General features: G+C 68.4%; 13 protein-coding genes. 9 read left to right on the forward strand and 4 right to left on the reverse strand.

Translation table 11 applies throughout. The annotated features are described in order from the left end of the window. Positions 1-176: 176 nt before the first annotated feature. The 4 genes from LLH23_03070 to LLH23_03085 form a co-directional block, all read right to left on the reverse strand. On the reverse strand, positions 177-794 hold the full coding sequence (locus LLH23_03070; GenBank protein ID MCE5237454.1) for a DUF1559 domain-containing protein: 618 nt from the start codon (positions 792-794) through the stop codon (positions 177-179). 144 nt (positions 795-938) lie between these two features. Continuing rightward, positions 939-1,574, reverse strand: coding sequence for a DUF1559 domain-containing protein (locus LLH23_03075; GenBank protein MCE5237455.1), 636 nt, complete (start codon positions 1,572-1,574; stop codon positions 939-941). A 133-nt stretch (positions 1,575-1,707) separates the two neighbouring features. Beyond that, complete coding sequence (locus LLH23_03080) at positions 1,708-2,079, reverse strand: hypothetical protein (GenBank protein ID MCE5237456.1); 372 nt, start codon at positions 2,077-2,079, stop codon at positions 1,708-1,710. 104 nt (positions 2,080-2,183) lie between these two features. Next, positions 2,184-4,154: a hypothetical protein gene (locus tag LLH23_03085; GenBank protein ID MCE5237457.1), complete on the reverse strand. Its 1,971-nt coding sequence runs from the start codon at positions 4,152-4,154 to the stop codon at positions 2,184-2,186. Between the two features lie 324 nt (positions 4,155-4,478). Between LLH23_03085 and LLH23_03090 the strand changes: the two genes are divergently transcribed. The 9 genes from LLH23_03090 to LLH23_03130 all read left to right on the forward strand — a co-directional run bounded on the left by LLH23_03090 (position 4,479) and on the right by LLH23_03130 (position 23,970). After that, positions 4,479-7,895 carry a hypothetical protein gene (locus LLH23_03090; protein MCE5237458.1) on the forward strand — a complete coding sequence of 1,139 codons (3,417 nt, stop codon included), beginning with the start codon at positions 4,479-4,481 and terminating at the stop codon, positions 7,893-7,895. 379 nt (positions 7,896-8,274) lie between these two features. Continuing rightward, positions 8,275-12,864, forward strand: coding sequence for a hypothetical protein (locus tag LLH23_03095; protein ID MCE5237459.1), 4,590 nt, complete (start codon positions 8,275-8,277; stop codon positions 12,862-12,864). 117 nt (positions 12,865-12,981) lie between these two features. Then, entirely contained in the window at positions 12,982-18,198 is a 5,217-nt protein-coding gene (locus LLH23_03100) for a hypothetical protein (protein ID MCE5237460.1), read from the forward strand. Between the two features lie 46 nt (positions 18,199-18,244). After that, positions 18,245-19,462, forward strand: a complete 1,218-nt coding sequence (locus LLH23_03105) for a LamG domain-containing protein (GenBank protein MCE5237461.1) — start codon at positions 18,245-18,247, stop codon at positions 19,460-19,462. A 441-nt stretch (positions 19,463-19,903) separates the two neighbouring features. Continuing rightward, entirely contained in the window at positions 19,904-20,752 is an 849-nt protein-coding gene (locus tag LLH23_03110) for a ParB/RepB/Spo0J family partition protein (protein MCE5237462.1), read from the forward strand. Then, the gene (locus LLH23_03115) at positions 20,753-21,439 is read left to right on the forward strand and encodes a hypothetical protein (GenBank protein MCE5237463.1); all 687 of its coding nucleotides are present in this window, start codon (positions 20,753-20,755) and stop codon (positions 21,437-21,439) included. It abuts the gene before it with no gap. A 1-nt stretch (position 21,440) separates the two neighbouring features. After that, positions 21,441-22,136 carry a hypothetical protein gene (locus LLH23_03120; GenBank protein MCE5237464.1) on the forward strand — a complete coding sequence of 232 codons (696 nt, stop codon included), beginning with the start codon at positions 21,441-21,443 and terminating at the stop codon, positions 22,134-22,136. Beyond that, positions 22,136-23,125: a phosphoadenosine phosphosulfate reductase family protein gene (locus LLH23_03125; protein ID MCE5237465.1), complete on the forward strand. Its 990-nt coding sequence runs from the start codon at positions 22,136-22,138 to the stop codon at positions 23,123-23,125. The genes LLH23_03120 and LLH23_03125 overlap by 1 nt, the downstream gene beginning before the upstream one ends. Positions 23,126-23,334: 209 nt before the next feature. Continuing rightward, positions 23,335-23,970, forward strand: a complete 636-nt coding sequence (locus LLH23_03130; GenBank protein ID MCE5237466.1) for a DUF1559 domain-containing protein — start codon at positions 23,335-23,337, stop codon at positions 23,968-23,970. The last annotated feature ends 6 nt before the right edge of the window (positions 23,971-23,976 follow it).

The following is a 23,976-nucleotide window of genomic DNA, read 5'->3' on the forward strand; positions in this document are numbered from 1 at the left end:
CCCCCGCGACACCCACGACCTGTCTCCGTTAGCACGCGAACCTAGGCAAGTCAGCACTAGAGGCTGTCCAGTAGGGCAGACGGCCTCACCCGCGCGGGCGCACAGGAGAGGTCACTCGCGCTACCATACAATGAGGCACGGCCAGGCTCGTCCCCGCCCTCACCGTTCCGCCGCCGCTACGGCTTCACGTGGTTCGAGTCCCCGTTGGGCCAGTAGTGCCACGGCGCGAACCCATGCAGCTTCGTGGCCGAGTCATAGACGCCATCCGGCTTCATCCACTTGGCGTGCCCGTCGAAGAAGTTGACGTTCACTCCCTCATTGTGCGGCAGCGGGGTCATCCCGGGCGTGTACGTCGCGCCATAGCCGTGGGCCGCCGAGCACGACGCCAACTGGTTGTAGTTCTCCACGATCATGAAGTGCTCGGCCGGCGATTGGAACTGGGCCAGAGGCCAGCTATTGCCGTGATGGTAGTTGAACCCGTAGCACGCGTAGAGGTTGCCGGGGACTGCGGGCGGCCGGCTCGGACACGAGAAGAGTTGAGTGTTCTTGACGTACGGCATGATGAAGTTGGGCCAGAAGTACGGATCGGGATAGCGGTAGTTGGGCGCCCGCTCGTCGTAGTCCTGGCAGTACGCCATCGTCGCGATGCCCAGTTGCTTCAGATTGCTCAGACACGAGGTCTGGCGCGCCTTCTCCCGTGCCTTGGCGAACACGGGGAAGAGGATCGCCGCGAGAATGGCGATGATGGCGATCACGACCAGCAACTCGATCAGCGTGAAACCACGGCGCGTCATGGGTCCTCACACCCTTCAGTAGATTGCCGTCGGCCCCCGGAGCCATGCTCCGACGGTCGTGGCGGCTCCCTCGTGCGTCTCTCGACATCTCGCCCGGGGGGCGCAGGGGAGGCGCTGCGCTCCCCGGGCGGTCCTCACGCTACCTCAGTACGGCCAGGCAGGATACCAGTGCAGGTCCGACGTCGGTTCTCCCGAGGAGAACTTGCTGGCCGGATACCATTTCGCGTGCCCGTCCACCAGCGCGAAGTTACTGCCGCCGTTGTGCATGTTCCGCGCGGTCGTGTCCATCGCCGCATCGGAGTTGGGCACCAGCCGGTACCGGTAGTAGTTCGAGCTCTGCGTCTCGCACAGCATGACCGTCTCGGCCGGTGACACAAAGGCGGACAGCGCCTGCTGAGGCCAGCCGTTGCTCACGGCATACGTGCATAGGTACGTGTTGGCCGGCGCGTCGGCCGGGTCGAGGGCCTTGTCCCCTGCGCTGGGGCACAGGAAGATCTGCTGGTTCTTGGTGTAGGGGACGATGTACTGGTACCAGTACGGATCGCTGACAGTCGGGACCGCCGGAGCCCCCCAGTACCCATGCCACCGCTGGGACATCTCGTCGTAGTCCTGCACGTACATCAAGCTGGCGAGGGCCAGCTGCTTGAGGTTGCTCAGACAACTGGACTGCCGCGCCTTCTCGCGGGCCTTCGCAAACACCGGGAACAGGATCGCCGCCAGAATGGCAATGATGGCGATCACCACCAGCAGTTCTATCAGTGTGAAGCCATGCTTTCTCATGTTGAGTTTCCCTTTCCTCCTGAGTGGCGAATGTAGCACCGAATGACTGCGCAAACACAACCACCGCGCCATGCTCGGGGGGCATGACGCCAGCACGTCTGCGCATGCGGTTCTCTCTCAGGCAGCAGGGAGGCTAGGGGCCACGGGGACAGGCACAGCGCCGCGCCAGCACCAGCCGGGACGGCATGATTGGCAGTACGACTGCCGGACTCGCTGCGAGGCTGGGGCCGGGACGCTGGGGTGTGGGCGGCGTCAGGCGGAACCGAACCGGATGGACCCGCTGCCGCCACAGGCGGCCGCTCTCCTGGACGAGGCGGCACCGCTCGGAAGCGTCATGGCCGCGCAGGCTGCGAAGGAACGTGTCGGGGCCTGGCGCCAACTGGTCAAGCACCAGCCCCCCGGCAGCCTGGACGGCCGGCGCGCGCGCCACCACCGCCGGGCTCGTCAGCACGACGAGGGCCACGACGGCAGCCACAAACGTCAGGGGGTAGCAGTCACGCCTCATTGCCACGCGTCCCGTCAGGTCGGACACTCCCGCCAATCGAGGTATGTCTTCGCCACGGGCACGCCGATGTCCTGCTCCGTCCTTCCCCTTCCTGCGACGAACGTCTACTCTGGCGTCAGCGTCGTCAGCGTCAGCAGGCTCTGGGCGGGCAACTCGACCGCCACCGCGCCCTGAACGACAGGGACGGGCTCCAACTGGCGGAAGCTGTCCTCCGCCGAGGTCCGCACGGCCTGCAGGCGCGTCAGGTCGGCGGGCAGCCCGCTGAGGCGGGCCGATCGTGCCGCGCCCAGGTTCGCGATGTGCACCGTCAGGGCAGCGCCCGCGCTGAAGGCGGTCACCAGCACCTTGGGGTGGTCCGAGACCGTCGTCAGCGCCTGGGAGTGGTACGGCGTCAGATTGCAGAAGTGCTTCACAAAGAAGAACCGCACCGTCGGCGTGATGCGCTCCTGTCCCTGCTCCTCCTTGCTCAGCTTGACGATGCTGTAGTCGGCGGTGAACTCCCACTGCATCGTCCCCTGTGGCCGGGCATGCAGCAGCAGCTCCTGGTACATGCGCACCTCACGGAGCGCATAGGAGGTGTTGTCGTACGCCCGTGTGCGCCAGGCGCCCGCATCCACCCCCAGCTCAGTCACCAGCAACGGCAGCTTGAGGCGCTCCGCCAGGTCGCCCCAGGCCGCATAGTCGGCGGCGCTGCCCCCGCCCCACGAGTGGAAGGCCACCGCCCCCACGTACTGCATGGCCTCCGGGTCCGCGGCCGCCGGCAGCGCGTACGTGTGGGTGCCCCGCGGCCCCGTGGCGTCCGCCAGCAGCATCCGGGTCTTGAGGCCCTGGGCCTTGAAGTACGCACCGATACGCTTGATCGCGTCCCGGTGCTCCTCCGGCGAGAAGAACACCCGCACGCCGATGTTGGCCTCGTTGAAGCAAAACAGGTCCGGCTCCACCCCGTACTGCCGCCTGGCGTACTGCAGGTACGTCCCCAGCAGCTCCAGCAGTTCGGGCCACTTGTCCGGGTGGATGCGGTGGCGGCTGTCGCGTGGCGCGGCCCCCCCATCCTCGTACAGCCAGCCGGGCAGGTCCCAGATGCTGATGACGTAGGGTCTCCCCAGGCCCTGGATCTGCTTGGCCAGCTCGAACTCCCGGCGGAGATTGCTGCCGGCCTTGTCGCGGCTCTCGAACGCCGCCCAGTCGGGAGCGCCGGGATCCTCGTTGTCGTTCTGCGGCTCCCACTCGGTCGCCGTCAGCTCCGTCCGCGCCCACGCCTGCTTCAGGTGGCTGAGTGTATACTGCGTCACGGGCGACTCGATGGCGAAGCAGTAGTTGCCGCCAAAGCCATCGAGACGGTAGCGGGGATGGCCCGGATCAACGCTCAGCTTCGCGGGCGTCGTGTCCGGCTTCAGCGTCGACGTCAGCGCCACTCGTACGGCGGTGCTCTCGCCCGGCTTCAGGCCGGCGGCCAACTGGCAGAACGCGCTGTAGGTCTCAGTCTTCCACTCCCGGTTGTCCTGCACCGTGACCGGCAGCACTCGGTCCAGCGCCACGGCCAGACTCCCGTCACCGACCGGCATGCCGCAGGTCAACGCGTCGGCCTGCCCGCGCAGGAAGTGCCGGGCCGCCGGCGGGTCCACGGGCATCGTGGCCGCGGCCACTGCGGTTCCCCCGGCGGTCAGCGCCGCCTCCCCGCCGCGGAAGCGGTCCTGCGGCAGGTCCAGCCACAGGTACACACCATCTAGGTCCACCGCCGCTTCGGCGGTCACCCGCATCTCGACGACCACCTGGCCCCCCTGTTCCGACACCGTCTCCTCGTAACGGTAGAACTTCCCCGACTCGACCTCGATACGCCCCGAGCAGACCCGCTTCCCCTCGACGGTGCTGGTCTGGACATCCCGCGCGTCCGTGAGGCTGGGTTGCCTGCCCCAGCCGCGCAGCGGCAGACGGAAGTTGAGCACCACCGGGAGTTCCTCCCCGGCCACCGTCAGCGCCGTGACCCGACCGTTGCGATCCATGGTCGCGACCTGCGCGTGTCCGAAGGCTGCGGGGAGCATGACGACCAGCAGAGGGAGCAGAGGCAGGCGCATGGCAGACCTCCGAGGGGTCACCCGTGGCGGGTGTGGGTTGGGTCTCCACCAGGTGTTCGCATGTCGGGGCGGCGCCGGCGTCTCGCTCGTGCGCGCGCAGATGCCGGTGCCCCAGACACACCTCTTCACTTCCCTATCCGCCGCCGCCCTCCTCCCGCCCGCCGCCCCATGTGGGAGCGGTCACCGACCGCGACCTCCGTGCCCCCCGCCAGGCAGGCTCTCGCCCCCTTCCCGGCGAAATGACTGGTGCCTCTCAGCCTGCCCACGAGGTCCTCACACATGCGCCGGTGTCTCCTGTGCACTTCCCTTCTCGGAGCCCTCGCCATGGCCCACGCAGACCTGACCGTCCTGGATGCGCCCCTGTGGATCTTCCCGGACCAGATCGTCCGCGTCTGTCTGCAGCAGCCCGCCGGCTCCGGCCCCCTCACCGTCACTGCTCCGGCCACCATGAAGCTGCTCGACCAGTGGGATCAGGACAGCATCCAGCGCTTCTACTTCCGCTCCCTCACCCCCGGCGACGCCACCCTCAAGTTCTCCGGCGCGGCCGGCCAAATGGAGATGAAGCTGGAGGTGCTCCCCTGGTCCGCCGTCTTCCAGGGCCGTCGCTACAAGGAGATCAGCCTGCCGCGCCTCTGGCCGCTGGACCAGCCCGCGTACGGCGACCTCAAGACCCGGCATACCCTCTACGACGAGGACAACCTGAAGTCCCGGCGCGGCCAGAAGCCCTCGGCCCTCGCCCTCAGGTGGCACGACCTGACGGACGACCAGATCTTCAACATGATCCCGGGCCCGTCGGTCCCGCGCACATGCCTGATGAGCCTGAGCTTTGAGGGCCTCGGCAAGGGCTGCCCCGTCTGCGGCATGGAGGTCTACAAGGGCCGCAGCGGCTTCTACCCCTGGCTTCTGGACCCCGCCGCGCACCCCTGGAAGGTCGGCTGCCCCAACTGCAAGAACTGGTTCCCCTCCAACGACTTCGCCCATGGCGACATGCACTCCGGCGACTTCCCCGATGACGGCTTCGGCTGTGAGCCGAGCAAGCCCGTGCTCGATAACAACGGCAAGCCCTGGCGCTTCCCCTTCATCGCCTACTACCACGAGTGGCAGCCCTACATGCGGGAGTTCACCCCCGGCTACCTCGAGTGCGCCAACGCCTACGCCGCCACCGGCGACAAGACCTATGCCCACAAGTCGGCCGTCGCCCTGTTTCGTTTCGCCGAGAGCATGTTGGACATGTCGGTCAACCTCAACCACCGGAAGATGGCGGTCCGCGACGCCATACTGCGCGGCCCGGTCGGCGCCCCCACACCCCCCCGCCTCGCCGGCAGCTTCATGTACATCCAGCCCAACTGGGACACTCCGCGCATGGAAGATGCGGCCCGCGCCTGGGACCTCATCTTCGACCAGCTCGAGGGCGACCAGGACCTCCTGGCCTTCTGCCAGTCCCACCACCACCCGGAGATCACCTCGATCGCCGACTTCCGCCGTTTCGTGGACGCCGGCGTGCTGCGCGTCCCGATGCAGGCGTGTCTGGACAACGCCGTCGCCCGCAACTTCCCGATGGAGGAGACGACCCTCGCCACCCTCGCCCTGGCCCTGGGCACCGACAAGACCATGGACGTCGTGGACTGGCTGCTCAATGACAAGGGCATCCGCTTCGCGCTCACCAACAGCTTCTACCAGGACGGCAGCGCCTACGAATCCGAGGGCTACAACCACATCGCCATCCGGGACATGTCCCGCCTCTTCGAGACCCTCGAGGGCCTCCGCAAGCTGCACCCCGACCGGTTCCAGGCGCCGCGCTTCGTCTCGCTCCTGACCGACCCGCGCTACCGGCGCATGTTCGACTTCCCCCTCGAGTCCAGCCTCATCGGCCGCACCAGCCCCAACTGCGGCGACACCGGCAGTTGCGCCCCGACCACCCCGCTGCCCCCCGTCCAGGGCATCCCCTGCAACGCGGCGGACTGGCTGCAGGCCTACAAGGTCACCCGGGACCGACGGTTCCTGCAGGCGCTCTATGGCTCCGCCGGCAGCCTGCTGGCCAAGATCGCCGATCCGGCCGTCCGGGCCGAGGCCGAGAAGGCCGGCCAGGAGCTGGGCTGGCAGGTTCAGACCACGAGCAACTTCCTCGACGGCTACGGCTTCGCCATCCTGCGGTCCGGGGCCGGTGACAACCAGCGCGCCCTGTGGCTCCTGTACGAGCAGTACATCCAGCACCGCCACCCCGACATGCTCACCTACGGCTTCGAGGCGATGCAGCGCAAGCTTCTGCCTGAACTCGGCTACCCGGTCGGGTGGAACTACGCCGGCCACTGGGAGACCAACTGGGGGACTCACTACGGGGCGAAGATCGTCGGCACCAGCGCGTGGGCGTTCAACCGCGGCCGCCTCACCACTTTCGTGAACGCCGCCCCGGTCCAGGTCGCCGAGGCCGTCAGCACCCTCCCCGGCGCCCCCCAGACCATGCGCTCCCGTCTCATCGCCCTCGTGGACGTGGACGACAAGAACTGCTATGCCCTGTCTCTCGAGCGGGTGCGCGGCGGCACGGAGCACTTCGCCGTCTTCCACGGCCCCGACGGAGAGCCCGCCACCGAGGGCCTGAGCCTCCAGCCCTACGAGGGCACGGCGGCCGGGCCGGGCCACAGGTACAACGACTTCACGGGCCTGGCTGACAAGGAACTCTCCTGCCTCGCGCTCATGGCCCGGCCGCGGTCCGCGGTCACGGAGGGCCCCTGGAGCCTGGATGTCGCGCTCCGCAACCAGCAGGACGTGCATCTGCGCATGACCAGCCTCTCGCCCCTGGCCTCCGAGGTCACCCTCGCCAACGGCCAGGCGCCGGGCGGCCGGTCCTCCTACGACCTCACCTTCGCCCTCCAGCACCAGAAGGGCGACGCCCCCCTGGCGCGCCAGTACCTCAGCCTCCTGGAGCCCTACCAGGGGACGCGCGTCATCCAGCAGATCGAGCCCCTGCCTGTCACGGTCGTCACGCCGGGGCCGCAGCCACCGTCCTTTGAGCCGCTGGCCCTGCGCGTCACCGGCCCAGACTTCACCGACACCCTCATCATCCAGGCCCAGCCCGGCCCGACCGTTCAGGCCGGCGGCCTCACCTGCGACGGCCTCCTGGGCTTCCGCCGGGAACGCCGGGGCGCCGCTGCCCTGCAGACACTCATCCGCGGCACGAAACTCCAGGCCGCCGCCGCTCAGGTCGCGCTCCCCTGCGCCGACTTCCGTGGCACGATCACGGCCTGCGACTGGGCCAAGTCCACCATTGACTGCCGCTGGGACCCCGCGGCCGCCCCGACCGACCTCCAGTCGCTCGTGGGCCGGCACGTGCTGCTGAGCAACCCGGCGGGCAGTGCCGCCTCATACCGGGTCCAGTCCGCCACGGCCCTCCCCGGCGGCTGCCGCCTGGCCTTCGCCCTCGACCCCCGCCTGGGGGAGGGCTTCGTGAAGTCCTGCGCCGATGGCACTGTCGTCAGCACGATCAGCCTCATCAAGGCCTGCTACCCCTACTACGCCGGCAAGACCCTGGCCAACGAAGACAACAGCATGACCTACCGCCTTAAGGACGTCGTGCGCGGCGCCAACGCGGTCATTGACGAGGCCCAGCACGGCAAGGTCCCGGCGGCGACGCTCCAGACTCAGTTCACGGACCGGGACGGCGACGGCCTGGTTCGCTACGTCATCTACGACTACGGCGTGGGCGATCAGGTGACGGTGGACAACTTCGCCGTCACACACTGACCGTCTGTGGGAGCGGTCACCACCCGCGGCCTGTGGGAGCGGTCACCGACCGCGATGCTGTGGGAGCGGTCACCGACCGCGATACCGTGGGAACGATCACCACCTGCGGTCTGTGGGAGCGGTCACCGACCGCGAAGCCGTAGGAGCGGTCACCGACCGCGATGCCGTGGGAGCGGTCACCGACCGCGAAGCCGTAGGAGCGATCACCACCCGCGGTCTGTGGGAGCGGTCACCGACCGCGAAGCCGTAGGAGCGGTCACCACCCGCGGTCTGTGGGAGCGGTCACCGACCGCGAAGCCGTAGGAGCGATCACCACCCGCGGTCTGTGGGAGCGGTCACCGACCGCGACCATGCCGCAGTCCTCAGGAGGGTGCCCGAGATGCGACGCCAGGTGCTGACGTGCGCGATGTTGGGTTTGCTCCTGCAGTGCTCCGTCTGCGCCTTGGCGCAGACCACCCCCTGGCAGGTGGACCTGGCCGGGGAGTGGCGCTTCCACACCGGCGACAATCCGGCGTGGGCGCTGCCCGGGTGTGACGACAGCAAGTGGGACCGCCTCCATGCCCCCGCGCTCTGGGACAGCGGCGGCTACGCCAACTACGACGGCTACGGCTGGTATCGCCGCACCTTCGCGGCCCCGGCCGGCATCGCCGCCCACCCCGTGCTGGTCGAGATCGGCGGCGTGGATGACGACGACTGGGTATACCTGAACGGCAAGCTGGTGGGTGAGGGCAAGGGCTGCTACAAGCGCCGGCTCTACCGCGTTCCCGCCGGCCTCCTCCACGAGGGCGAGAACCTGATCGCCGTGCGCATCTACGACGGCAGCATGGGCGGAGGGCTGGCCGTGGGCCCCCTGACTATCCGTCAGGAGTCGCTGGCCGACCGTGTCGAGGTCACCTCCGTCCGCCTCTCCCAGCCCACGCCCACCCACCCGCGCATGTCCCTGGAAGTGGGCCTCACCAGCCGCAGCGCCACCCCCCCGCAGGTGCAACTGCACGTGCGGCTCACCGACTATGTCCGGCGCGAACTGGCCGCCGCCGATCGCGAGCTGTCCGTGCCCCCCGGCGGCGCCGTCACCGCGACCTTCCCCTTCGCCGGCGGCGAATGCCTCGATTATCGCCTCTCGCTGGCCCTGACGCAGGGGGCTGACCGGTGGGAGGGCTTCCGCTACCTGCAGGCCGATGCCCTGCGCGGCCCGCGGCGGGTCTGGCTGCTCAGCGGCACCTGGGACTTCCTGCCGGTGGAGCAGCTTGCCCCGACCCCGCCGTCGGGCGTATGGCAGACCACCATTGTCCCGAACGCCGCCTGGGGCGGCTGGCGCGGCCCGGAGCACAGCGCGTGGTACCGCCGCAAGTTCGACGTGCCGGCCGACCTCGGCCCGCAGCGGCTGGTGTTGCAGTTCGCCGCCGTCGCCCACGGGTGCGAGGTGCTCGTCAACGGCACGCGCGTCGGCTCGCATCTGGGCGGGTTCGAGCCGTTCAGCTTCGACCTGACCTCCGTCGTGCGACCCGGTGAGAACGAGCTATGTGTCGGGGTGACCGACTGGACGGCGGGCCTGAAGCCGGGGGTGCCGGTGCCGCCCGATCCCGAGAAGCTGCCGGCCGGCTGCATGATGATCCCCTTCGGCACCCGGGCCGCCAGTATCCGCGGCCTCTGGCAGGACGTCACGCTCGAGGCCCGCGCCCCGGTTGCCGTCGAGGCCACGAAGATCACCACCTCCGTCCGCGCGGGGACCCTCGGCGTCGCGCTCACACTGCGCAACGACGAGGCCCGGCCCCGCACGGTCAGCGTCGCCCCACAGGTCTGCGACGCAGGCCAGCCGGTCTTCTCCCTGCCGCCGCGCCAGGTCACCGTCCCGCCCGCGGGCACTGTCACGCTGCAGTGGCAGCGCCCCTGGGCCAGGCCCCGCCTCTGGTGGCCCTTCGACCCGCACCTGTACGACCTGCGCACCGAGGTGAAGCAGGACGGCGCCCTCACCGACCTGCACCACACTCGCTTCGGCTTCCGCGAGTTCTGGACTGACGGCCCGGACTACCGGCTCAACGGGCGCATCTTCCGGCTGCGCGGCCTGGTCTGCGCCCCGCGCCCCGAGTCCCCCGAGGCTCTCCGGCGGTACTTCCTGACCGGCATGGAGCGCACCAACTTCACGCTGGTGCGCCATCATATGTTCCCCCGGCCCCGCTACTTCTACGACCTCGCCGATGAGCTGGGCATGTGCCTGAAGGACGAGAGCGCCTTCTACTGCGCCGCGAGCAGCTATGCCCTCACCGACGACGCCTTCTGGGCGAACATGGGGCGCCATGTCGAGGGCATGGTCCGCCGCTCCTGGAACCACCCCTCGCTGTGCCTCTGGAGCACCGAAAACGAGATCCTGCACTGCGGCGGCAGCAACACCCCCGGGGCCGATGCCCGCATCTTCGAACTGGGGCAACTCATCTCCCGGCTCGACCCCACCCGCCCCGTGGAGTTCGAGGGCGACGGCGATGTCGTGGGCCGTGCCGCCACTGCCAACATCCACTACCCCCGCGAGTTCGGCTGCCACGACCACAACCTGTGGCCCAACGACTCGTGGTGGCTGGGGCAGGAGGGCAATGACCGCTGGCCCCGGGACCTGGTCTGGAAGCACGACAAGCCCCTCGTCATGGGCGAGTTCTGCCACTACCCCTACAGCCGCCCGCCCGGCGGCGTCTCCATCTTCGTGGGCGATGACGCCTACCGCTCCAAGGACACCGAGCGGGCCGCGCACGTGATGGGCGTGCGCTTTGTCTGTGAGGGCGCGCGCTGGGCCGGCGTCGCCGGCCTCAACCCCTGGGTCGGCGACCCCGTCTACGGCGAACGCTGCCTCGCCCCGGTCACGGTCATCCTCCGTGAGTGGGATCACCAGTTCTGGGCCGGCGAGACGGTCCCCCGCACGCTCCTCACCCTCAATGACACCCTCGCTACGCGCCGCCTCGAGCTGCGCGTGGCGATCCTGGACGCTCCCCCCGGCGCCTTCTCCTGGACCGCCTCACGCACCCTCGAGCCCGGCGCGCGCTGGGAGGCGACGGTGCCCGTGAAGGTGCCCGACCGCCCCGGCCGCTATCGCCTCGTCGCCCGCGTCCTGCAGGATGGACGGCAGCTCTACAGCGAGGAGCGCCCGCTGGTGGTGGCCGCGCGCGCACCGCTGGCGGCCCCGGCGGGCCTGCGCGTCGCCCTGTTTGACCCGGCGGGCCGCAGCGGACCGGCCCTGGCAGCGGCCGGCCTCCAGTCGTCGCCCCTCGCGGCCCTGGATGACGCCCCCCTGCGCGCCGTGGACCTGCTCATCCTCGGCGCCGACGCCTGGACCTCGGCGCCCGACGCGGGGCGGGACTGCCTGCCCCAGTTTGTCTCCGCGGGCGGCAAGGTGCTCGTCCTGCCGCAGACGACGCTGCCCGGCTGGCTGCCGTCCGGCGTGGTGCTCGACAGGACCCGCGGCGCCACCATGACCTACGAGCGCTGGCCCGGCCATCCGCTGCTGGCGGGGCTGGACAGCGCGGGACGCGACCTGTGCTGGTGGCGCGGCGACCACTTCGTCGCCCACGACCTGCTGCGCAAGCCGCAGGCAGGCAACTTCCGCATCCTCGCCGAAGCCGGGGGCAAGGGCGGACTGCAGTGGACGCCGCTGCTCGAACTCGACGCCGGCCAGGGCTGGTGGCTTCTGTGCCAGTACCTGGTGGACAGCAAGCTGCCGGGCGAGCCCGCGGCCCGCGCCCTGCTGCAAAACGCCCTCACCTACGCGGCGCAGCCCGCCGCCCCGCTGCAGCGCCGCGTGGCGGTCCTCGGCTCACCGACACTGCTGCAATACCTCGCCGGGCTGGGCCTCGCCGCCGACGAACTGGGCGGGCAGTCGCCTGACGGCTACGACCTCATCATCGCCGAGGGCGCTGCGCTCACCCCGCAGACCGCCGCGGCCCTCCGCCAGTGCGCCGAGGCCGGCAAGACCGTCTGGCTCTACGCCGCCGGGGGGGCCGCCCCGGGGCTGCTACAGGCCCTCGTCCCCGGGTGCCAGGGGTCTGCCGCCGTCAACGCGCACGGGCGCGCCGTCAAGCTCGCGCACGACGGCCTGATGGCCGGCATCTCCAACGCCGATCTCTTCTGGTACCGCGAGGACTGCTGGTACGAGGACTGGGAGGGGCGCGGCACCGGCCTGGCCGACGAGCCCTGCACCACGCAACTGCAACTGGACGCCACGGCCCGCGTCTACGCCGAGCCCGCCTGCGTGGCCGAAGTCCCGGTGGGCAAAGGGCGCGTGGTACTGACCACGCTTCGCCTCGATGAGGCGCAGCCCGTCGTGGCCGCGAAGGCCCGCCGCCTGGGCTCGACTCTGCTCACCAACCTCGGCGTCCCGCTGGGCCGCCGGCAGGACGACCTCACCGGCCTCAAGCAGCGCCCCCTGGACCTGCAGCGCTGCTTCACCGCGACCTTGCGCGACGAGACCGCCGACGACGGCCAGGGCGGCTGGACCGATCAGGGCGCTCAGGACCTCCGGGCCCTACCTGCCGGCGCGCTCCGGGCGGCTGGCATGACCTTCGACGTGCGCCCGGGCTGCATAGCCCTGCGCTCGGCGGCGCACCTGCGCTTCCAGCCGGACAGGGTGAGGGACATCCCGGTGGGTGGACCGTGTGTCGCCCTGCACCTGCTGCACGCCGCCGCTTGGGCCGGCCCCGAGGGCACGAGCGTGGCGCGGCTACGGGTCGTCTATCAGGATGGCAAGGAGGCCGTGGTGCCCCTCGTCACAGGGGTGAACATCGCTGACTGGTGGACCCCCGCGGACCTGCCCCAGGCCCGCGTCGCCTGGCGCGGCCCGTCCGCCAACGGCCGGATCGTCGGCGTGTACGCCACCACCTGGCGCAACCCGCGCCCCACCGCCCCCATCGCCACCGTGGCCGTCGAGAGCGCCGGCGGCGACGCGACCTACATGCTTCTGGCCCTCACCTCCGGCGAGAAGCCCTGAGGCGCACTGACGGCGTTCTCCTTGCCCGCAGGCTCCTGGGGCCTTCGCGGCGAAGGGTCCCACCGCGTTACTTCACAACCGTTGCTTCCAGTCCAGTTGCGTGGGAGGCGGGTTGACATGATCGCGTGGCTTCGCGGCACATGCATCTCCCTGGCCATGGTAACGCTGCTGGCGCTTGTGGCGGCGCTCCCGGCTACCGCCGCCGACTACGAGCTCAAGATCGCGGACGCCAGGCTCCTCCTCAATGGCGAGCAGGCCCCGCTCCGCCCCGCGCCCGACTACTTCGGCCCCGGTGTCACCGGGCACGGCCTGTGGGGCACCCCCTTTTACCACACGCAGCTCATCTACACCGTCCCCGCCCTGCCCGCCGGCAGCTACGTCCTCGGCATGCCCATGTCCGGCTTCGGCTATGTGGCCATCCCCGAGCACCTGGCCAAGCGGGTCCAGCTCGTCGTCAACGATCGGCACTACCCGTGGACCAGCATGACCGAGCCGATGCTGCCCGAGAACGCGGCGGAGAAGACGCGGTACCAGGCCGAGCTGCGGGTGGATACGCCGGTCCGCCTAGAGCCCGGCGATGTCGTCCGGGCCGTCTACACCCTCAACTGGCATGACCTGGTCGTCGGGCCCATCCGCCTGTATCGCACCGCGCCGGGCGATGCCGTAACCCACTTCTGGAACCCCGGCTGGGCCAAGCCCCGCGACCTCTGGTTGCTGGCGAAGTGGGAGGAGACCAGCCGCGCAGGCAGTCAGGTGCACCAGCCCTGCCTGCTGTACAACCCCGGCTCCCTGCCCCGCACCTTCCAGCTGCAGGTCCAGGCCCGCGACTTCCTCATGCAGGACCTGCTCTCCAGGACCGAGACGCTGACTCTCCAGCCGGGCGAGAAGCGCTCGCTGGCCTTCGACCTCTCCCTCCCGCCGACGCGTTGGTCGCGCCTCCTGCTGACTGCCACCACCCCCGACGCCGGTCCGCCCGTGCACCTGGCCAGGTTCTTCGTCAATGATCTCACCGAGGGCCCGCGCCCCACCGCCTGCCTCAACGGTGACTGGGAATGGTGCCAGGTCCCCGGCGCGGAGCCCGGACCGGCGCCGCCGGCCAACGCCAGGTGGGAGCAGATCAAGGTCCCCAGCCTCCAGAGCCCCGAAAAGACCCACTGTGCCTGGTACCGCAAGGTCTTCTCCGCCCCGCCCCACGCGCGCGGCGAGCGCCTCATTCTCAAGTGCAACCAGGTGCTGAGCGAGGCGCGGTTCCTCCTCAACGGCAAGCCCGTCGGCTACGAGTACCAGGGCTCGCAGCCCTTTGAGGTGGATGTGACTGCCGCCTTCAAGCCGGGAGAGACCAACGAGCTGCTGGTGGGCGTGCGCGACTGGATTGCGTACTCGCCGGTGAACCAGGAGCGAGTGCGCCGGGGGGAAGCCGCGGTCTTCAAGGACGGCATGGTGGCGGTCGCGGGCTATCCGTGCGCCATGGGCCTGGGCCTCGGCGGCAACGTCTGGCTCGAGGGGCGGCCTGCCGTGTCGGTGCAGGACGTGTCCATCGTGCCCGCCGTCCGCGGCAAGACTCTGTCACTGCACTACACGCTGCGCAATGCCACCGCCCGGGCGCAGGTGGTCGGCGTGAGGCCGGTCCTGCTCGACGGCGGGAAGCCGGTCAGGACGCTGCCACGCGCGCAGGCTACGGTCCCAGCCGGCGGCGCCGCCACCGTCACGGTCGAGCAGTCCTGGCCCGAGGCGAAGCTGTGGTGGCCTGACGCTCCGCAGCTCTATGTCCTGCAGACCGACCTCGAGCCGACGACCGGGGCGCGTGACCGCCACCTCGAGCGCTTCGGCTTCCGCGAGTTCCGCCATGAGGGCACTGCCTTCTGGCTCAACGGGATGCGGGTCAAGCTCCGGAGCAAGTGGGCGGGGATCGGCTCCGGCTACGGGTGGGCGCTGGAGCAGTGGCAGCCCGAGCGCCGCCTGGAGCGGCTGTGGGAGGCCCACTGGTACACCCGCGAGATCGAGAGCAGCCAGCTATCCCGCTGCCACAACATGGACAGCGTCCCCGAAGTCTGCGACATCGCCGACGAGTCCGGCCTGATGATCAAGATCGAGGAGGCCGACTTCGCCCAGCAGAAGTTCACCTTCGACCCCGCCTACTGGCAAAACGCCCTCGCGCACCATCGCCGCGTCGTGGACACCTACAAAAACCACCCCAGCGTCGTGATCTGGAGCGCGGGCAATGAGAACATGTGGGGCTGGCTCTACTTGGGCGAGTCGGTGAAGACCGCCGGCAACCGCCACCAGATCGAGATCGCCCGGGCGATGCACGAGCACGACCTGCAGCACCGGCCGGTCGAATGGGAAGCGGACGGCGACCTCATGGGCGGGTGGGAGTACTACGCGCTGCACTACCCGCGCGAGATCAACGCCGCGCCCGACGTGCCCAACGGCGCCTGGTGGGGCCCCCTCGACGGCAAGACGGTGGTGCCCTACTCGATGGGCCCGGTCACCCTGGGCGCCAAGCCCCTGACTGTCGGCGAGTCCTGCATCCCGGATTCCTTCGCCCACCCCTACGGGCAGACGATCTTGCTTGGCGATGAGGCCTACCTCGGTGGGAACTACTGGTGGGAGGGCTGGCACGAGCTGAGTCGCTACACGATCAATGGCTTCCGGGATGTCGAGTTCGCCCTCATTGACCCCTACATTGATCTGGCGATGCTGCCGCCGCAGGCCGTGGTGCTCAAGGAGGAGACCCGTAGCGTCGTCGGCGGGCAGCCCGTCCAGCGCCATGCCAATGTGCACAACGACGTGATGCGCCCGGCGGACCTGCTGCTGCGCTGGAGCCTCACCGCACAGAAGCGACTGTCAGGCGGGGAGAAGGCGCTGCACATGGCCCCGGCGGAGTTGCAGCGCCTCACGCTGGTGATCCCCACCCCCGCGGTAGCGGCGCCCACCCCGGCCCGGCTGACGGTGGAGTTGCTCGAGAGCGGCCAGGTCGTCAACACCCAGACGCAGGACTGGACACTGCACCCGCCCGTCAAGGTGCAGGCAGGTGACACCTCGGCCCTGGCGCTGTACGACCCGGTCGGCGACACCACCGCCACCTTCCGCCGGCTGGGCTTCGCCCTGAGGCCCCTGCCCGCCCTCGGCGAGGTCACCGGCTCCGGGTTGATCATCGGGCGCAACGCCCTCAAGCAGCCCCCCGAAGGCCCGTGGCGCGAGATGCTCAGCGGCTTCGTGCGGCAGGGTGGCAAGGTGCTGATCCTCGAGCAAGACGGTGCCCCGGACTTCCTCCCTGTGCCCGTGTCGCAGATCGCCGGCCGCAACAGCACCATCGCCCACGTGCGAGCCACCGACCACCCGGCGCTCAGCGGCCTCGCCGCGGACGACCTGCGCTGGTGGGCGCCGGACCACCTCGTCAGCAGCGGCAACATCCGCAAGCCCCTGCGCGGCAACTGGCTCCCGCTGGTGGACGTCGGCTCGGTGGACGGACTCGTGGACACCGCGCTGATGGAGCAGTACGAGGGCCAGGGCAGCTACCTGCTCTGCCAGATGGCCCTGACTGACCACGCCGCCGCCGCACCGCCGGCCGCGCGCCTGCTGCAGAACCTGCTGCAGTACCTGGCGCGCCCCGGCTGCTACCGGACCGCCGGCGCGACGGCCCTGCTCGCCCCGGCCGGTGGCAAGCTGCGCGCCGCCCTCGACGACAGCCGCCTGGTCTACGAGGACATGACCGGCAAGGCCGATCAGGTCACCGCCGAGCGCTTCGTGACGTGCCTCGCTGACGCCTCCGTCCTGGACGCCGCCACCGCGCAGGCCCTGGGCGCCTTCGCCGCGGCGGGAGGGCATGTGATGATCCATCGCGCCGGCCCCGCCCAGCAGCAGCTCCTGCAGCAGATGGGCGGCGTCCGGCTGCGCTTCCTGCCCCTGGACAAGCAGCCCAACGACATCTGCTACCACGTCTTCCGTCGCGGCAACGCCGGACTGATGGCCGGCCTCTCGAACCACGAGTTCTTCTGGGTTACCAACCGCCTCTTCGCCGACCTGCGGCACAACGGCGGCTGGTGGTCCGGCTACGATTGCCCGCCCCAGGAGTGGATCGCGGACTACTTCGTCTCCCCGGGTGACGACCTGGCCGACCGCGCCGAGCGCCTCACCCGCCCCGGCGGCCTGCTCCAGATACCGGTGGGCAAGGGCTACCTGCTGCTCAACCAGTTGCGGCTCGACGAGCCTCACCCCGACTGCGCCGTCACCGTCACGCGGCTGCGGTCACTCCTGCTGACGAACCTGGGCTGTGCCCTGCGCCCCGAGGGCGGCTCCCTCCTGGCCCGCCAGCGCCGCCTGCGCGACTACGACTTCTTCAGCGTGGACCTCTCGCCGTATGCCAACCGTGGCCTGCGTGATGACAGGGCCGCCGGCCTCGTGGGCTGGACGAACCAGGGCGAGAACGACATGCGCGCCCTGCCCACCGGACAGCAGCGCTTCGCCGACATCCCCTTCCTCATCTCCACGCCCAGATCGGCCGTCGTACTGTACTCGCAGTCGGCCGAGAACGCGGGCCTGCCCCGGGAAGTGAAGGGCATCAGGATCGGGCGCCGCGCCGACACGCTCTTCTTCCTGCACACCATCGCCTGGGATGCCCTCAACCCCTTCAAGTACCGGGTCAACTATGAGGACGGCACGGTGCTGGAGATCCCCATCGTCCGCGGCCAGCAGGTCATGGACTGGTGGACTGACCCCACCGGCGAGGTGGAGGCGATGGCGCGCCACGGCATGTTCGTCGCCTGGCGCGGGGACAACCCGATGCACAGGGGCGTGACCCTCCCCGGCTGGGAGTGGCGCAACCCCCACCCGGACAAGGTGATCCGCGACCTGGACTTCTGCACCGTCCCGGAAAGTGGCTACGTCCCCGTCCCCGTCCTGGTCGCCCTCACCGGCGCGGTGGCCCGCCCCGCTGCCGGCGTGGTGGAGGACATCATCGGGACAGCCGGGATCAAGGTGCGCCTGGGTACGCAGCTTCAGGACGTGTACTACCTGGGCGTAGCCGGCCTGCGGCCCGACCACCGGGTCTACCAGCAGGCCCTCGCCGCCCATCGCGCCCTGGTGGTCGGCCAGAAGGTCTACCTCCAGTGGGACGTAGTGCGCGAAGATGCCGAGGGGCGCAGCATCGCCTGGGTGTACCTCGACCCCGACATGTCGCGCATTGCTGGTCTCGCCAACGCCAGGATCATCGGCGATGGCCTCAGCCCCATCGGCGCCTTCTCGGGCAACGACCGCCATCGCACCTACCTCGAGAACCTCGCCTTCATCGCCCAGCAGCGTAAGGCCGGGATGTGGGCCGAGGGGAAGTAGCCCACGCCACGCGCGTGGGCGCGGACGTCCGGAAAGCGAGTGACCGATGCAGCGGACCGTCTCGATCATCGCTGTGCAGCTCCTGGCGGCCCTCGCCATGGCGCAGCCGCTCGCCAACCTGCTCCCGAACCCCTCGTTCGAGATGGTGGAGCCGCCGCCGCCCCAGCGCGACCGCCTCGTGCGCGGCCTCCCTGACCCCGCGGACGAATGGCTGCCGCGCACCTTCCAGCTTTGGGGAGACGGCGACGCCCGCTGGCGGTGCCCGGATGACCCGCAGCAGGCCCACAGCGGCCGCCGCAGCGTGCTGCTCGTGGCCGGGCGCGGCGCCGCCGGCCTGCGCTATGGCCCGCTGCCGGTCCCCGCGCCGGGGCCGTGGACGGTGCAGCTGTGGGCGAGAGGGGAGGGGCAGATCGTCGTGGGCGGCCACCGCACATATCCCGACAAGTGGGAGCCGCTGGGGCAGGAGAGCGCGCTGGCGGTCTCGCCGGACTGGCAGTGCCTGCAGGCGCGGGTCGAGCCGGACGCGACGTGCGGCTGGTGGCTGCTGCAAGTCAGCACGCGGGGCCAGGCGCAGGTGTGGCTGGATGATATGTCCGTCTCGGGGCCCGGCCTCCCCGCCGTAGCCCTCCCGCCGCCGCAGGCTCTGACCGCCGGCACGCACACCCTCCTGCACATGCCCTGTGAGGAGCTGCCCGACCCGAGCCGCTTCTTCATCAAGGGCGAGGTGCGCGTGGCGGCGGGAGGACGCTTTGGCAACTGCCTGGAGCTGGGTCCGGGGGCATACCTGGCCTGCCCCACCGCGGGCCACGTGGCGACCGCCGCCGGCACCATTGAGTTGTGGGTCAATCTGCTGTCACCGGGCTGCGACGGGGTCGGCCTGAACCTGGTGGGTGTGACCGGCTGGGACGGCCTGGGCCTGTGCAAGGACCAGTACAGCCACCTCTCGTTCGACTTCCACGCCAACTGGGCGCCCCTGTGCCGGGCCTGGGCCGATGGCTACACCTACACCTGGCGTCCGGGCGTCTGGCGACACCTCGCCGCCTGCTGGGACCAAGACCTCATGCAGGTCTTTGCCGATGGCAAGCTGATCGCCTGTGCCTACGAGCCGCGCACCCCGGACATGCTGGGCCCCGAGTTGCACCTGGGCGATGCCGGCATGAGGCTGGACGACCTGCGCCTCTCGGATGTGGTGCGCTACCGTCTGCCCATGCCGCCGCTGCGGGTCAAGGGCCAGCGCGGCGGCCAACTGCCCCGCAGCAACTGATCGGCGCCCGATCACATGCCCCCGCGCCGCCCATGGGCGCCGCCGAGACCGCTTGCGGTCTCACGTGTGCGGCGGGGCCCCACAGCCTGCAGCGGGGCCCGCTCCGAGCCAGACTGGAGTTTGGAGAGTGGGTCCATAGGCCGAACTGTACGCCAGCAAATGCCCCGTTTCCGGCCTTTTCGTGGCCCCCAACTGGACATTGACCCCGGCACTTGCTCCCACCCATGAGCGGTGTCCGCACGGGGCCTGTTGGAGGCAACTACTCGCCACTCCCCCCAACACGCCTCCCTGTGCCGTTGACGAGCAGCCAGCGTTGCGTATGGAGGGCATGGAGGGAAGGATGCAGGAAAGGTCATTGCCAAGGCAGGGCCGAACTGCTAATCTGCATTGACCAGAGCTAGACTCGCGCCTTCGCCACGCAATCCGGAGGGGGTTCTACCCATGCCCAGCGACGATAGGACCATTCACGACATCCCCGTCGACAAGGTCCGAGTCAGCCCTCAGAACGTCCGGCCGCACGTCGCCGAAGACGACCCCGACCTGCAAGAACTCGCCGCCAGCATTGACAAGTGGGGCCTGCTGGAGCCGATTGTCTTGCGCGGCGAGTACGACCCCAACGCGCAGACCTATGAGCTGTTGGTTGGTCAGCGGCGGTGGATGGCTCACCGCTTTCTCCCAACAAAGAAGACCATTGAGGCTATCTTCGCAGGCGAAATGGACGATACCGAAGCGCTCATTCGGTCCCTCACCGAGAATCTCGTGCGAACCGACCTCACACGGGGCCAGATCATGGATGCGGTCGGGAAGCTCTACGACCAGTTCAAGAGCGACCGCAAAGTAGCCGAGCGGACGGGCCTGCACATCACCACCGTCAGGAAATGCCTCAATGTTCGGAAGTACGTCGATGGGTCCGAGCGGCTGTCCCACATGCTGCACGACCGCGCTCAGGGCGTCACCCTGGACGACGTCAGCCGGGCCTTGAAAGCGGCCAAGTACGATATGGACATCGCCGTCAACCTCCTGGAAAAGGTGAAGCACGAAGGGCTCAACCCCACGCAACAGTCGAGACTAGTGGCTCTCGCCCTGGATCTGGACGAGCTCAATCCTGACAAGGTTGACCAACTAGTGTCACAGGCGCAAGTGCCGACCTACCAGAAGGTGCTGATGGTTTCCCTCGGCGACGACGCGCGCGGAGCGCTCGCGCAAGCTGCGTTTGATTTCGGCATGTCAGACGAGGACCTTGCCGTGCAGGTCATTGAGGACTGGCTCAAGGCAGAGGAGCGCCTGTAATTGACTGTCGACCACACCGGGCCAACGCCTGCTGTAAGTGAGAAATGGCTGGAACTGATCGCGAAGATCATAGCCAATACCAGGCGCCGCCGACGCAAGCTCAATCTGACTGAACTCGCCGAAGTCATCGAGGAAGCTTCCGCGTTGCTGGGGGGCCTCGTACCACTCGCCGAGACGGTAAGTCTGTCGGAGGAAATGCTGCGTGAGTTCCTGCTGGTAAAGAAGCTCGTTCCCCGCGCCAGAGAACTTGTCCGGAGTCGACAGATTGACAGCGTCGACGCAGTGAGGAGCCTCTCACAGCTGCGCCCGCAGGATCAGGAGATGCTCGCCGAAGCAGTAATATCTGGTCGTTTCACAACTGACGACGCCAGGGCCGCGATCGCGTTCATGAAGGCCATGCCAGAAACAGACATGGGCACCATACTTGACATGATCGACCAATCGCGGAACATCGTCGAATACGTGGCCGAGGTTGTTGTACCTCCGGCGACCGTCGGACCCGAATCCCTGCGGGAGCGGTTTGCAGACATCGTCGGGGAGGAGAACGTGCGCACGGCAACAGTAGAGGGGCGGGTCGCTCTCATCGGCTTGAGCGCGGCGGGACGGCGCAGACTACAGATGGAAGCGAAGCGGCGCCGCATGACAAAACGGGCGCTCATTCACGAGTTGACCCACAAGGGGGCGTGACGTGAGCAACAACGACTATTGCCTGACGGGAATGCTGTGGGGCGACCTCGCTGCCAAACTTGAGGGTGCCGTTCGGGAACTATGGCGATACCGCACTGAAGAAGACCTGCCCCCCAGGAGTGGTCCGGGGCAAATACACCCCTTCGTTAGGGGGCTGTACTTCTCCGCGAAGGTCGTGTATCTCCTGCGGAGGCTGTTCGCCCAGCAAGGGATAGGCCTGCAGGTGAACTGGGGGCAGATTCTGCTAGACGGGAACTGCCTCTGCTCTAGGGAATGCGACGTCATCGTGCATCACGAAGGAGGGGTGCAATGGGACGGCGACACAGGAGTGTTTGACTTCTGGTTCGTGCCGCAGAGCAGCGTAGTCGCAGTGGTCAGCTGCAAGGCACAGAACCTGACTGCTCCTCCGGCAGAGGAAGAAGCGTTCGCCGCTTCAGTATTCCCCCTCGTCAAACAGGTGTTCCTGTTGGCTGAGGCATGCCCGTCCGCGGACTCCGGCGAGAAACTGCGTACAGGCGCAACGGCGCTCGGCTTCACGGACTGCTGGTGGCTGTACGCGGGAGACCCCGACACGCCTGACGTGATCCTTGCTCAGCCGCAGTGGCGCGGGTTCTTCGACCGGATGCTGCAAATCGCCACGGTAGGAGACGCTGGCAACCACCAACCCAGCGACTCTCCGGATGCGGAGGGAAGCTGATGGGCGCATCCTCAAGTGCCAATGCCGGCGCTACCTCGGATGGCTGCGGCTACGATGCCCTCTGGGCAGAGGCAGCCAAGCGCATTGGACATGCGGACCTCGCGGGGCTTAGGGTCCGCTGCCCCTCGTGCCATCGGACCGGAGCGCTGGTATCGAAGTGGCAAGCCAAGACGCCCGTCAAACCGCTCTTCATTGTGCACACGAACGGCAACGGCCATTTCAAGCCCTGTAAGTTGGACAAGCAGGAAGCCGAATCTGCTAGACATAAGGCCCACCTCACTCCAGGTGACGTCATCAGGACGTTCGCCCTGGGCAAGCCCTACGTGCTCTTCAGCGGCGGCAAGGATAGCGTGGCCACGTTGTTGTACCTGCAACGACTCGCGGAAAAGCACCACGTCAAGTTGACGGCCTTGCACGCCGACACTACCGCGGGGTTTCCTGAGGTCGAGGACTATGTTCGAGAGGTGTGTACGGTACTTGACGTCAGTCTCGTGACGGTCCGCCCTCAACGGGACTATTTCGAGACAGCGAAGAGGTGGGGCATTCCAGGTTTCCGGTCACGGTGGTGCTGTGAAACCTTGAAGATCGCGCCTATACGCAGGTTCCTCGCACAACAGAAGGGGCATTGTGTTGTCTACGATGGCATCCGCGCCGCCGAGTCCAACCTGCGAGCGAAGTACGTTCCTGTCTGGTTCCACCCATCGTTCCGCTGTATATCAATCAGCCCAATACTCCGGTGGTCCCATCAGGACACCCTTGACTACGTCGCTTCGGCCGGTCTGCCGCGCAACCCAACCGAGGATCTGGGCACGTCTGGTGAGTGCTGGTGTGGCGCCTACAAGTCTCGCTGTGATTTCGAGGCACTTCTCAATGTGCATCCTGAGATCTTCGACAAGTTGGTCGAGGTAGAGGAAGCGCAGGAAGGGGATTTCACCTTCCTGTACGAGAACGGTCAAAGTGTGCCCCTTTCGACGCTCAGGACGAGATAAGGCGCATCCACGCCCCTGACAGCCCGGCCTTGCCGGGCCAGGGCGACCGCCGCGAGTGCGACTACCTCCCCGCCGCCAGCGCCTCGCTCTCCCGGCCCAGAGGGAAATCGCCAGACAAAAATGTAATAGGACGGCAGGAGACGTAACCCCCGACCGCGAACTCCTGATGATGTAGGTGCTGCTATTCTCCCTGAGGGAGGCATACCACCATGAAGCGCGGGTTCACGCTTATCGAGCTACTGGTCGTGATTGCCATCATCGCCATCCTCGCAGCCATTCTGTTCCCTGTCTTCGCGAAGGCACGCGAGAAGGCGCGGCAGACCAGCTGTCTCAACAACACCAGGCAGATCGGCACCGCCCTGCTCGCCTACGCCCAGGACTATGACGAGCGCTTCACCAAGTTCCAGGGGTACTGGAGTTCGGACAACTGGGATGGCTTGGCCGGTACGTACTGGTACGACCGGCTGATGCCCTACGCCAAGAACTCCCAGATCTTCTGGTGCCCCAGCGACACCGACCATGACAGCGCTACCGGTGGCGGGACGGTCCAGGCCTACAAGTGCGACTACACGTACAGCGAGTTCATCGGCACTAGCGGCGGCGCCGCGCTCGGCTCGATAGACATGCCGGCCAGTTGCGTAGTCGTCACCGAGGGGAACAACAACTACTGCCGTCTCTACAACGACCCGACCTTGACCAAGGCCGGCATGCCCCCGAGTGCCCGACACAACGACGGCTTCAACAACGCCTACGTGGACGGGCACGCCAAGTGGCACAAGGGCTTCCCGAGTTCGGCGGCGACCAAGGCCGACGCCGCCTGGCACTTCCAGTTCACCTATCCGTGACGAGTG

It is taken from the genome of bacterium, assembly GCA_021372615.1.
GTDB lineage: Bacteria > Armatimonadota > Zipacnadia > Zipacnadales > UBA11051 > JAJFUB01.

Excerpts from the sequence above, each read along its gene's own strand:
- LLH23_03075 (MCE5237455.1), bottom strand. The coding sequence starts at position 1,574 with ATGAGAAAGCATGGCTTCACACTGATAGAACTGCTGGTGGTGATCGCC.
- LLH23_03105 (MCE5237461.1), top strand. The coding sequence starts at position 18,245 with ATGCAGCGGACCGTCTCGATCATCGCTGTGCAGCTCCTGGCGGCCCTC.
- LLH23_03125 (MCE5237465.1), top strand. The coding sequence starts at position 22,136 with ATGGGCGCATCCTCAAGTGCCAATGCCGGCGCTACCTCGGATGGCTGC.
- LLH23_03085 (MCE5237457.1), bottom strand. The coding sequence starts at position 4,154 with ATGCGCCTGCCTCTGCTCCCTCTGCTGGTCGTCATGCTCCCCGCAGCC.
- LLH23_03130 (MCE5237466.1), top strand. The coding sequence starts at position 23,335 with ATGAAGCGCGGGTTCACGCTTATCGAGCTACTGGTCGTGATTGCCATC.
- LLH23_03110 (MCE5237462.1), top strand. The coding sequence starts at position 19,904 with ATGCCCAGCGACGATAGGACCATTCACGACATCCCCGTCGACAAGGTC.
- LLH23_03095 (MCE5237459.1), top strand. The coding sequence starts at position 8,275 with ATGCGACGCCAGGTGCTGACGTGCGCGATGTTGGGTTTGCTCCTGCAG.
- LLH23_03090 (MCE5237458.1), top strand. The coding sequence starts at position 4,479 with ATGGCCCACGCAGACCTGACCGTCCTGGATGCGCCCCTGTGGATCTTC.
- LLH23_03080 (MCE5237456.1), bottom strand. The coding sequence starts at position 2,079 with ATGAGGCGTGACTGCTACCCCCTGACGTTTGTGGCTGCCGTCGTGGCC.
- LLH23_03070 (MCE5237454.1), bottom strand. The coding sequence starts at position 794 with ATGACGCGCCGTGGTTTCACGCTGATCGAGTTGCTGGTCGTGATCGCC.
- LLH23_03100 (MCE5237460.1), top strand. The coding sequence starts at position 12,982 with ATGATCGCGTGGCTTCGCGGCACATGCATCTCCCTGGCCATGGTAACG.